This is a genomic window from Mucilaginibacter puniceus, from assembly GCF_054783175.1.
This window is the reverse complement of record NZ_BAAGRB010000005.1, coordinates 181,866-193,496: the sequence shown is the minus strand read 5'-3', so window position 1 is coordinate 193,496 and position 11,631 is coordinate 181,866. Positions and strand designations below refer to the sequence as shown.

The 11,631-nt window shown below is 39.2% G+C and carries 12 protein-coding genes and 1 tRNA gene; 9 read left to right on the top strand and 4 right to left on the bottom strand.

What is annotated here, in order from left to right:
• Genes ACYVJ6_RS15650 through ACYVJ6_RS15640 form a run of 3 tightly spaced genes read left to right on the top strand, consistent with a single transcriptional unit; the run spans position 1 to position 1,413 of the window.
• Complete coding sequence (locus ACYVJ6_RS15650; RefSeq protein ID WP_460695033.1) at positions 1-423, top strand: ATP-binding protein; 423 nt, start codon at positions 1-3, stop codon at positions 421-423.
• Entirely contained in the window at positions 424-855 is a 432-nt protein-coding gene (gene ybeY / locus ACYVJ6_RS15645; protein ID WP_460695032.1) for an rRNA maturation RNase YbeY, read from the top strand.
• Between the two features lie 36 nt (positions 856-891).
• Complete coding sequence (locus ACYVJ6_RS15640) at positions 892-1,413, top strand: glutathione peroxidase (RefSeq protein WP_460695031.1); 522 nt, start codon at positions 892-894, stop codon at positions 1,411-1,413.
• A gap of 77 nt (positions 1,414-1,490) precedes the next feature.
• On the opposite strand, the gene ACYVJ6_RS15635 is transcribed toward ACYVJ6_RS15640, so the two are convergent.
• A complete protein-coding gene (locus ACYVJ6_RS15635; protein ID WP_460695030.1) occupies positions 1,491-2,204 on the bottom strand; it encodes a pirin family protein in 714 nt (237 codons plus the stop codon).
• A 92-nt stretch (positions 2,205-2,296) separates the two neighbouring features.
• Between ACYVJ6_RS15635 and ACYVJ6_RS15630 the strand changes: the two genes are divergently transcribed.
• The 5 genes from ACYVJ6_RS15630 to ACYVJ6_RS15610 all read left to right on the top strand — a co-directional run bounded on the left by ACYVJ6_RS15630 (position 2,297) and on the right by ACYVJ6_RS15610 (position 8,726).
• Positions 2,297-2,953 carry an NAD(P)H-binding protein gene (locus ACYVJ6_RS15630; RefSeq protein WP_460695029.1) on the top strand — a complete coding sequence of 219 codons (657 nt, stop codon included), beginning with the start codon at positions 2,297-2,299 and terminating at the stop codon, positions 2,951-2,953.
• Positions 2,950-4,818 (top strand): ABC-F family ATP-binding cassette domain-containing protein, encoded by a 1,869-nt coding sequence (locus ACYVJ6_RS15625; protein ID WP_460695028.1) that lies wholly within the window; start codon positions 2,950-2,952, stop codon positions 4,816-4,818. Before ACYVJ6_RS15630 ends, ACYVJ6_RS15625 begins: the two co-directional genes overlap by 4 nt.
• Positions 4,818-5,063 (top strand): CBU_0592 family membrane protein, encoded by a 246-nt coding sequence (locus ACYVJ6_RS15620; RefSeq protein ID WP_460695027.1) that lies wholly within the window; start codon positions 4,818-4,820, stop codon positions 5,061-5,063. The genes ACYVJ6_RS15625 and ACYVJ6_RS15620 overlap by 1 nt, the downstream gene beginning before the upstream one ends.
• A 41-nt stretch (positions 5,064-5,104) precedes the next feature.
• A complete protein-coding gene (gene mnmG, locus ACYVJ6_RS15615; RefSeq protein ID WP_460695026.1) occupies positions 5,105-6,967 on the top strand; it encodes a tRNA uridine-5-carboxymethylaminomethyl(34) synthesis enzyme MnmG in 1,863 nt (620 codons plus the stop codon).
• A 112-nt stretch (positions 6,968-7,079) separates the two neighbouring features.
• On the top strand, positions 7,080-8,726 hold the full coding sequence (locus ACYVJ6_RS15610) for an Ig-like domain-containing domain (RefSeq protein WP_460695025.1): 1,647 nt from the start codon (positions 7,080-7,082) through the stop codon (positions 8,724-8,726).
• On the opposite strand, the gene ACYVJ6_RS15605 is transcribed toward ACYVJ6_RS15610, so the two are convergent.
• Positions 8,716-9,228 carry a gamma carbonic anhydrase family protein gene (locus ACYVJ6_RS15605; protein WP_460695024.1) on the bottom strand — a complete coding sequence of 171 codons (513 nt, stop codon included), beginning with the start codon at positions 9,226-9,228 and terminating at the stop codon, positions 8,716-8,718. The genes ACYVJ6_RS15610 and ACYVJ6_RS15605 overlap by 11 nt on opposite strands.
• Before the next feature lie 53 nt (positions 9,229-9,281).
• Here ACYVJ6_RS15605 and ACYVJ6_RS15600 point away from each other — a divergent pair.
• A tRNA-Gly gene (locus ACYVJ6_RS15600) sits at positions 9,282-9,354 on the top strand.
• Here the strand turns inward: ACYVJ6_RS15600 and ACYVJ6_RS15595 are convergent.
• Complete coding sequence (locus ACYVJ6_RS15595; protein WP_460695023.1) at positions 9,355-9,897, bottom strand: hypothetical protein; 543 nt, start codon at positions 9,895-9,897, stop codon at positions 9,355-9,357.
• A gap of 6 nt (positions 9,898-9,903) precedes the next feature.
• The gene (gene nadB / locus ACYVJ6_RS15590; RefSeq protein WP_460695022.1) at positions 9,904-11,496 is read right to left on the bottom strand and encodes an L-aspartate oxidase; all 1,593 of its coding nucleotides are present in this window, start codon (positions 11,494-11,496) and stop codon (positions 9,904-9,906) included.
• Positions 11,497-11,631 lie beyond the last annotated feature (135 nt).

Sequence of the window (11,631 nt, the reverse complement as noted above, 5' to 3'; positions counted from 1 at the left end):
ATGCCAGATACTAATCTTCAGGCCACCGATCTATATACATTGCAACTTCCGTCAGTGCCGGAAAGCATTAACACGTTGGAAAACCTGATAGAAGAGATCGCTAATAAGTACCAGGTTAGCGATGATACATTTGCTAATATGATGACCTGCCTTAACGAGGCGCTTAATAACGCCATGATACATGGTAATAAACTGGACCCCGCTAAAAAGGTTATTGTAAATGCTGAGGTTGAGGGCCGGCGAATTACCTGGACCATTACAGACGAAGGACCCGGGTTTGATTATGTGCACCTGGCCGACCCTACCGCACCTGAAAATTTAGAAGCTTTAACCGGGCGCGGTGTGTTTATTATTAAGCACCTGGCAGATCAATGTGTATTTAATGCGGCGGGTAACGAGGTTGAATTGTTATTTAAACTATAAATGCCGAGAATATCCTTCTTTGAAGAAGACATCCAATATAATTTAAAAGATAAAATAAAGGTAAAGCAATGGATAAAAGATACCATTGCTGCCGAAGGCTATCAATTGGACGAGTTAACCTATATCTTTTGCTCAGATGCCTACCTGCTGCAAATCAATCAGCAGTACTTAAATCATGATACCTATACGGATATTATCACCTTTGATAACTCATCTAAAAAGGGGATAATAACCGGCGATATATTTATTTCTATTGAGCGCATTCGCGAAAACGCGGCCAAGTTTAATCAGTCCGTTACCGATGAGTTGCACCGGGTAATTATACACGGCGCACTACATTTATTAGGCTACAAGGATAAAACAGCCGTTGATAGCAAAAATATGACACAAATGGAGGATAAATATTTGGATAAGAGGGCCTTTAATACCTAATTTTACATCAACCAACATATTTAAACAATTAAAACCATGAAAACACTTGCATTAATATTTTCCCTGATGTTTGCTACGGCATTCGCCACAGCACCTGATAACGTATATACCTTTAAACTAAAAACTTTAGACAACGCGGATTTTTCTTTAGCTAAATATAAAGGCAAAAAAATCCTGATAGTAAATACGGCTTCTAAATGTGGTTACACCCCTCAATTTGAAGCGCTTCAAAAACTTCAGGATCTTTACAAGGATAAATTAGTTGTTATTGGTTTCCCAGCTAATAACTTTGCCAATCAGGAGCCGGGTAATGCTGCTGAAATACTTGCTTGCCAGGCAAAAAACAAAGCAAGTTTTTTACTTACCGAAAAAGTTAGTGTTAAAGGTGCTGATATGGCTCCATTATTTCAATATTTAACAACTGCTGCAAACCCTGATTTTACAGGTGAAGTTAAATGGAACTTTGAGAAGTTTTTGGTTGACGAAAATGGTAAATTAATTCACCGTTTCCGTTCAGCGGTTGAGCCAACATCAGAAGCTATTACAAAATATCTGTAACCAGAATAGCGGATAAAAAGAAAAGGGCTCCGATGTGTTGGAGCCCTTTTCTTTTATAATATCCCCTAACAGACTGATTACATCATGGGTATATCCATGATCAATATCCTTGCATTTTCTTCGGTATCAATAGTTAATGAAGCGGTATCATACACACCCAATGCATCTCTTTTATTTAATACCTGGTCATTTACTTTTACCGATCCTTCAATAATAAATATATATACACCGTTACCTGGTTGGCTCACTTTATAGTCAATTTTATTACCGGCTTCAAAATCGCCCATTAAAAAAGTAGCTTCCTGATTTATCCATAAGGTATCTTTGCTTTCTTTGTCTGGAGATACCAAAGTTACCAGTTTATTGGTTTCCAGCACATCTTCAAAGCTTTTTTGATCATACCTTGGTTTGATATTACGTTCTTTAGGAAACAACCATATTTGCAATGCTTTAGCATCCTCGGTTTGCGAATGGTTATATTCTGAATGAGTTATGCCTGTCCCTGCAGACATTACCTGTATCTCGCCAGCCTTGATCACTCCAATATTGCCCATGCTATCTTTATGTTCAATAGCCCCTGATAGGGGTATGGTAATTATTTCCATATTATCATGCGGGTGCGTACCAAAGCCTGCCCCTGCTGCAATAATATCATCGTTTAAAACCCTTAATGCACCAAAATGCACTTTATCCGGGTGATAATATGGGCCAAAACTGAATGAGAATTTAGCTTTTAACCATCCGATATCGTTGGTTCCGCGTTCGTTAGCAGGATAAAAAATACTTTTCATGATCGTGTCGTTTTAATAAATACGTGTTTAAACATACAAATTTTATTCCACAAATTAATTATATGTATTTTTGCATAAAATTTTTTTATAAAATGGCATACAAGGCTGTTATTGTAGGCGCAAGCGGACTAATTGGCAGAAATTTAGTAAACACCTTATTATTAAGCTATGAATATAGCGAAGTAGTAAGTATATCCCGTAAAAAACTTCCGGTACACAGCAGTAAATTAAAGCAGGTAATTGCCGAATTTGATGATGTGGAGGCGTATGAAGAGTATATTACCGGCCGGGCTTTATTTTGCTGCTTAGGCTCAACCCGTAGTAAAACTCCCGATAAAAAGGAGTATTATAAAATAGATCATGATCACCCTGTAAAATTGGCAGAGATCGCTTTAAAAAACGGGGTTGAGCAGTATCACCTGGTATCATCTATTGGTGCAGATGAACATTCGTCCACCTTTTATTTAAAAATGAAGGGAGAGACGGAAAGGGATGTAAAAAACGTTGGGCTTAAGGCAACATGCATTTACAGGCCCTCTTTTTTAGTAGGCGAGCGTACCGAAAGCCGCCAATTGGAGCGTATCGCCATAAAATTCATGTTATTAATAAGCCCGTTGCTGGTAGGGCCGTTTAGAAAATACCGGGCCATACATGCCAAAGCGGTTGCTAAGGCTATGTTCAAAACATCATTAAAAACAAGGGAGGGTGTATATATCTACTCTTCTGAACAAATAAAAAGACGCGCGTGAGTACTTATATATCTGCCGAAAATTTAGGGCATTCTTTTCATGATCATTGGTTATTTAAAAATATATCCATTGGCATAAACCGTGGCCGCAGGGTTGCATTAGTTGGGATAAATGGCGCCGGCAAAACCACCCTTTTAAAATTACTGGCAGGTACTTTAAAACCTACCGAGGGTAAAGTTGCGCAAATGCGCGACCTGAATATGGGTTACCTGGAGCAGGACCCAAGCTTTAAAGACGCGGTTACCATAAGCGATTATATTTTCCACGCGGATAACATACAGCAACAGCTGATAAAAAAATACGAGGAATTGCTTGAAAATGAGCCGGATAACATGAAGGCCATTGAAGAGGTAATGATGGAGCTGAGTGATGTTGATGCCTGGGAATATGAGTACAAGATAAAAACCATTTTAGGTCGGTTAGATATTCATCATTTGAATCAAAGCATTAGCACTTTATCGGGCGGGCAGCGTAAAAGGCTGGCGTTGGCAAAGCTGCTGATAGAAGATCCGGATATTTATATTTTAGATGAGCCCACCAACCACCTGGATATTGACACCATTGAGTGGCTGGAGAAATTATTGACTGAAGGATCAAAAACCATATTGATGGTTACGCACGACAGGTATTTCCTGGATAATGTATGTAACGAGATATTGGAGATTGATAAAGGTAAGATCATCCCCTACGTAGGAAATTATGGGTATTATTTGGAGCGTAAGGCCGAGCGCGAAGCATCAGACGAAGCTACATTCCAAAAAAACTCAAACTTGCTGCGTAAGGAATTGGAATGGATGCGCAGGCAACCTAAAGCCAGGGGAACTAAATCCAAATCAAGGATTGATGCCTACCATGAGTTGAATGAAAAAACGCAGAATAACGGCCCTAAAGTTAATGTGGAGCTAAGTGTTAAAACCGCGCGCCAGGGTAATAAGATATTAGAGATTAAGGATGTTAGCAAGGCTTTTAACGGTAAGCCCTTTGTTAGCCACTTTAACTACGTATTTAAAAAGGGCGATCGCATTGGTTTGGCGGGTAAAAATGGCACGGGTAAATCAACCCTGCTAAATTTAATTACCGGCGGATTGGCACCGGATAGCGGCATTATTGATAAAGGAGAAACAACCGTTTTTGGATACTTCCATCAACAGGGTATTGCCTTTAAGGAAGAAGAAAGAGTTATAGATATTGTAAAAAACGTAGCCGAATTTATTACCATGGCTGACGGCAAAATGATATCGGCCTCTGCCCTGCTTACGTTATTCTTGTTCCCGCCACCAAAGCAATACGGCTTTGTATCTAAGCTAAGCGGCGGTGAAAAGAAGCGTTTGCAGTTGATGCACATTTTGATGAAGAACCCCAACTTTTTGATACTTGATGAGCCAACCAATGACCTGGATATTGACACCCTGAATGTATTAGAGGAGTTTTTAACCGGTTATGGTGGTGTTTTAATGATGGTATCGCACGATAGATATTTATTGGATAAACTAACCGACCAATTATTTATAATGGAAGACGCCGGCCATGTACGCATTTACAATGGGAATTATTCGTCATATAGGCTGGAGTTAGAAGACAATAAACAACAAAGCAAGAAAACTGTCGTTGTTGATACGCCGGCGCCTGTTGTTGCGGCAAAGAAAAACAAGTTAAGCTTTAAAGAGCAGAAAGAGCTGGACACCTTAGAAAAGGAAATTGAGGTTGTAGAGCATCAGATAAAAGACGCTACCGACCAGTTAAACGCTATGGGCATTGATAACAATAAGGTTATTGAGCTATCAGAAAAAATAGCCGAATTGAACTTAACGCTGGATGAAAAAAGCATGCGCTGGATAGAATTAACCGAGTTATTAGAAGCATAGTGACAACATCAGACATCATAGCATCTATAGGGGTAATTATACTTTTAATAGCATTTGTATTAAATTTATATAAAAAGGTTTCGGCAGAAAGCCGCGCCTATACCTTACTTAACTTTGTTGGGGCGGCCACCTGTGGGTATGCCTCATTTTTAATTAGCTTTTATCCATTTGTGGTTTTAGAGGGGATTTGGGCAGCGTTCGCGCTGTTTTCCTTTCTTAAAGTTCCACGTGGAACATCAAAATAATAATAAAACATACATGTTCCACGTGGAACACGGAGGTAAAAATGTTTAAAAAATATAATGTAATTGTAGTTGGGGCCGGCCATGCCGGGTGTGAGGCAGCGGCATCGGCGGCCAATTTGGGGTCGTCTGTTTTGTTGATCACCATGAACATGGGTACTATCGCGCAGATGAGTTGTAACCCCGCCATGGGCGGTGTTGCCAAGGGGCAAATAGTGCGCGAGGTGGATGCTATGGGTGGATATTCGGGTATAATCACCGATAAAACATCCCTGCAATTCAGGATGCTTAATCGCTCAAAGGGCCCGGCTATGTGGAGCCCCAGGGCACAAAGCGACCGCATGCGGTTTGCTGAAGAATGGCGATTAGCTTTAGAACGAACCCCAAATGTTGACTTTTGGCAGGATATGGTAAGCGGGCTTATTGTGAAAAACAATACAGTTTGTGGTGTGCGCACGTCTATAGGCGTAGAAATTGAAGCTGATTCGGTAGTGCTAACCAACGGAACCTTTTTAAACGGCATCATCCATATTGGCGAGAAAAAATTTGGCGGAGGACGCGCAGGCGAACGAGCCGCTACCGGCATAACCGAGCAACTGATAGAATTGGGCTTTGAATCGGGCCGAATGAAAACGGGTACCCCGCCGCGTGTAGACGGGCGCAGCTTAAATTATAGCTTAATGGAAGAGCAGTGGGGGGATGAAGAACGTGGCCGATTCTCGTACACCGATGTAGGGATGATTCAAGAGCAACGCTGTTGCTGGATAACCTATACCAATACCAATGTGCATGAAACATTAAAGGAAGGCTTTGAAAAGTCGCCTATGTTTACAGGGCGCATTAAGGGGTTGGGACCAAGGTATTGCCCATCTATTGAAGATAAGATCAACCGATTTGCAGAACGCGACAGGCACCAGATATTTGTTGAACCCGAAGGATTGAATACTGTTGAGATGTATATTAATGGCTTCTCGACCTCATTGCCGGAGGATGTACAATACAAGGCCCTAAAACAAATCCCGGGATTTGAGGACGTAAAAATGTTCCGTCCGGGATATGCCATTGAATATGATTTTTTCCCTCCTACACAATTGGGGTTAACTTTAGAAACAAAAAAGGTAAGCAACCTGTTTTTTGCAGGCCAAATAAACGGAACAACCGGTTATGAGGAGGCCGCCTCTCAAGGCTTCATTGCGGGTATAAACGCGCACCAAAAAGTGCATGATCAACATGAGTTAATATTAAAAAGATCAGAATCATACATCGGTGTATTAATAGACGACCTGGTAACCAAAGGAACCGAAGAGCCTTACCGCATGTTCACTTCACGTGCAGAACATCGCTTGTTATTAAGACAAGACAATGCGGATATCCGCTTAAGCCCTATAGCGCACGAGTTGGGTTTGATTAGTGATGAGCGTTTAGACAAGGTAAATCAAAAGATAAAAAACTCGGATGATATTGTAGCCTATACAAAAAGCCATACAATTAACCCGGCAGAGGTGAATACCTATTTAGAAGAATGGGGAACAAGCCCATTATCACAAGGAGCTAAACTGTTTAATTTGTTGAGCCGGCCACAGGTATCTTTTACCAACCTGGTTAAAGCCGACGATGGATTAAAAAAATTGCTGGACGGTTACGATAAAGAAACTATTGAGCAGGCTGAAATAAAAATCAAATACGAGAGTTATTTTGAAAAGGAAATGGAGATCGTCGGCCGGATGAAAAAAATGGAAGACAAGTCTATCAATCCGGAATTTAATTACCATCAATTGCAATCGCTGTCAAAAGAAGCTCGCGAAAAATTAATGAAGATCAAACCGCGTACATTGGGCCAGGCATCAAGAATATCGGGGGTTTCGCCATCAGATATTTCGGTTTTAATGGTTCACATGTCAAGATAATTCATAATTTATTGAAAATCAATCGTTTATAAAAAATTAATTTTAAGCCAATATTTTTAAATCTGAATAATAATCATCGTCAAAATAAAAAATTTGCTTATATCGCTTAAAAATGCTGTCAAATAAAAAATCGCCTTTTTTACCTCAACTTACACTGCTTTTTTTGGCCATTTTGTTGGCTTTGGGGTGTGCCGTACCACAAAAACCACAAGGAGGCCCCAAAGATGTAACTCCACCTAAATTATTAAAAGCAACACCGGTAAATGAAACACGCAACTTTTCGGCAAAACAAATAACATTGGAGTTTGATGAATATTTTAGATTGGTCAACCAGTACCAGGAAATAAACATAAGCCCGGCCCAGGAAAAAGCGCCCGAGGTTAAAATAAAAGGTAAAAATCTGGTAATAGATTTAAAGGATACCCTATTAAAAGAAACCACCTATGTAATAAATTTCGGCAAGGCCATCGCTGATGTTAACGAAGGAAATACTGTGAAAAACTTTACTTACGTTTTTTCAACCGGTAACCAAATAGATTCATTAAAAATATCAGGTACCGTTATTGACAATCTTACACTAAAAAAAGAAAAAGACGTAACGGTTATGCTTTTTCCGCTAAGCCAGGATTCCTTACTTTTTGGTAAGAAGAAACCAAGCATATATGCCACAACGGATACATCAGGAACGTTTTCATTAACTAACCTGCATGAAGGTGAATATAAATTATATGCCCTGAAAGAAACCACCGGGAATAAAATATATGATAATGATGATGAACTTATTGCTTTCCCCGGTAAGACGATAAGATTAACAAAGGACACAGCTAATATTAAATTGTCCCTGTTTAAACAAACACCTGTAAAATTCAGGATTGTTGATCGCCGCTTTGACATTACCGGAAAACTATTCTTATCGTTTAATAAAAGCCTGGCAAAGCCTTCATTAAAAATAATTGATCCGGTTGCTTTTGATGCTCAAAAGTTTGTTGAGTTTACTAAAACGCTTGATTCTGCCTACCTATATCTGCGTACTACAGATTATGACTCATTAAAAGTTGCGGTTTTGGATAATGATATTCCTATAGATACAGCCATATTCCGTAAGCCACGAAAAGAGGCTTTCAAGTCCCCTTTAACCATTGTTACCAGTGCTGATATAGGAAACCTATTAAAACCGGGTACGGATCTGCAAATATATACGAGTACCCCTATTACTAACAGGTTACCCTCATTAATAACACTTAAGGAAAATGATACTTATGTAACCAACTATACATTTATAGAGGATAAAACCGATGGCAAACACCTATCTATAAGATACAACTGGAAACCCAATGCTACTTACCTGCTTACCTTTGCAGAAGGTGCATTAACCGGGTATTTTGGTGAAAAAAATAACAACTCGCCAAAAAGATTTAAGCTGGATAAGCCCGACAATTACAGTACTCTTGCTTTAAAAGTAACCTTACCCGATACCGGCCGGTATTATGTGGTTGAATTATTAAATGAAAAAGGCGATGCTACTTTACGCAGCGACCAGGTTACCAAAAATACTTTACTTACCTATAAAAATTATCCGACTGGTAAGTACAATGTTAGAGTGGTTTATGATACGAACCGCAACGGCAAATGGGATACGGGAAGCTTAAAAGAAAACAGCCAGCCGGAAAATATTTGGGTTAAACCAAATATGATCCTATTACGGCCCAACTACGAGCCTACAGAAGATTTAGATATACCAAAGGAATCTACTCCTTAAACCAACCTGAATACATAATATAGTTATCCGGTAATCGGGCAAGTAATGCTCTTTGCTCCTGTGTTATTGGTTTTATTTTTTTTGCGGGAGTGCCGGCATATAGATAGCCGGATTCGCAGAATGTGTTCTCTAACACAACAGAACCTGCAGCAATAATTACATAGGGCTCAACAACCGCATGGTCCATTACAATTGCCCGCATGCCTATTAATACATGATCGTACAACGTACAACCATGTACTATGGCATTATGGCCGATAGATACGTTGTTGCCAATATTAGTAGGTGCTTTTAAATAGGTAGCGTGTATAACTGCTCCATCCTGTATGTTGGTATTATCCCCTATTTTAATATAATGTACATCGCCACGTATAACCGCATTGAACCATACCGAACATTTATCGCCCATAATAACATCACCAACAATGGTAGCGTTCTCGGCAATAAAACAATCTTTTCCCCAGCTTGGGCTTTTTTCTTTTACGGGTAGGATTAAGGGCATATATCAAACTATTGAATGAGTGAATATAAGTTATTATGTTTGATTAATCATTAGCGGAAATAGCTCAGTTGGTAGAGCATCAGTTTCCCAAACTGAAGGCCGCGGGTTCGAATCCCGTTTTCCGCTCTAAATATCCTTTTCTTCCTTTATTTTTCTTAGGGCTATCTGTGCTTCGTAAGGATATTCATTTATATTGCTTAATGCCGTATCAAAGGTATCATCATCAGTTTTCATAAACTTCTCGTAATAAAAAGCTATCATTTTATTTTCATTATCAGCAGCTTCTGCGTTCGTATAACTAAAAATACTCTTTATTATATCCTTATTAATTATACTATAACTTATTAGTAAAACAAAAAGAATCAAATTAAATCCAATCCCATCGAAATTAGCGCCTTCGTTTATTACACCAACTTTAACACGAAAAACCTCAATTGTGAAATTAATAATATTTAATGTACTTAGTGCCAGCAATCCAAGTACAAGATATTTCCCTTTATTTGGAAAGGCAACTTTATAATTAATTACGCATATCAATAAAATAAATGCCGCGTAGTTATTTACCGACAATGTATAATCATCGTTAAGATAGCGATATATAGAAATCAGAGATATACAGACAAGTATTGCTAAATAAATACTGTCGATATGTTTAGCTTTTTTTGACATCGATAATTAAAATACCGTATCTTCCAAAACCTGCTGGTGTTCAGGATAATCTGTTGTATAATGCAATCCCCTGCTCTCTTTACGCATCATGGCGGATTTTACTACGATGTACGATACCTGTATTAAATTACGCAGCTCGCATAGCTTTACCGATACCTTGGTTTTTTTATAAAAAGCCTCGGTTTCTTCATATAATAACCCTAAACGGCGCATGGCACGCTCCAGCCTAAAATCAGACCGGACTATCCCTACATAATCGCTCATTATCTTTTGCATTTCTCGTACGTTGTGGGTTACCAATATATCTTCATTAGATTGCTGTACACCATGCTCATCCCAATCGGGGATATTATCTGGAATAACGGCCTTATCAAATACCTTTACCGCACTTTCATATATACGATGTGCAAAAACTAAGGCCTCTAATAATGAATTTGAAGCCAAACGATTAGCCCCATGTAACCCCGTTGAAGAGCACTCGCCGCAGGCATATAATTGTAATATAGATGATCGCCCCTCATGATCAACCATTACACCGCCACACATATAATGGCAAGCAGGCGAAACCGGGATCATATCCTTGGTCATATCAATACCTATCTCCAAACACTTGGCATATATATTAGGGAAGTGGGTTAACAAGTCCTTTTTACTGCGATGCCTGATATCCAGGTAAACATAATCCTCACCCGATTTTTTTATCTCTGCATCAATGGCACGGGCAACAATATCGCGCGGAGCTAATGATCTTCGCTCATCATATTCCTGCATAAATTCTTCGCCGTTTGTACGCTTCAATACGCCGCCAAAACCACGTACGGCTTCTGATATTAAGAATGATGGATAATCACCCGGATTATATAAAGCGGTTGGGTGAAACTGGATAAACTCCATATTTCTCACTTTACCTTTAGCACGATAAACCATGGCCACGCCATCACCGGTAGCAATAGTTGGATTAGTAGTTACCGAGTAAATATGCCCGGCGCCACCTGCTGCCATAACGGTAACTTTAGATATAAATTTATCTACAGTACCATCAACCGTATTTAAAGCATAAATACCATAGCACGTAATATTATCTGATGATTTATTTACGTATTCGCCGGTATGGTGCTGGGTAATAAGATCCATCGCAAAATAATGGCTCAGTATTTCAATGTTCGGGTTTTTATGTATCTCCTCTAATAACGACCTTTCTATTTCAAACCCGGTAATATCTTTATAATGTAGAACCCTAAATTCAGAGTGCCCACCCTCTTTGGCCAGGTCATAAATACCTTCGTTGGTTTTATCAAAGTTGGTTCCGTAGGCAATAATTTCATCAATTCTTTCCGGGCCCTCTTTAACTACCATTTCCACAACTTCCTTCTCGCACAGTCCATCACCGGCAATCAGGGTATCTTCTATATGTTTTTCAAACGAATCTTCCTCTTTATCCACAACCACTGCAACACCTCCCTGGGCGTACTTAGTGTTAGATTCATCTTCATTTGATTTGGTAACTATCAGAACCTTACCATGCTTTGCTGCCTTTAGTGCAAAACTTAATCCGGCAATGCCCGATCCAATAACCAGGAAATCCACATTTTTGGTCATATACTATATCTAATGCGTGTAAAATTAAGGGTTATGTTAATAATAGCCTGTAAAGATGTTAATTTTGTGTAAGTAATAACTTAATAAGTTTTATACTCGTTAATAACCCCGATATTTGTACCAATCGCCATCAAT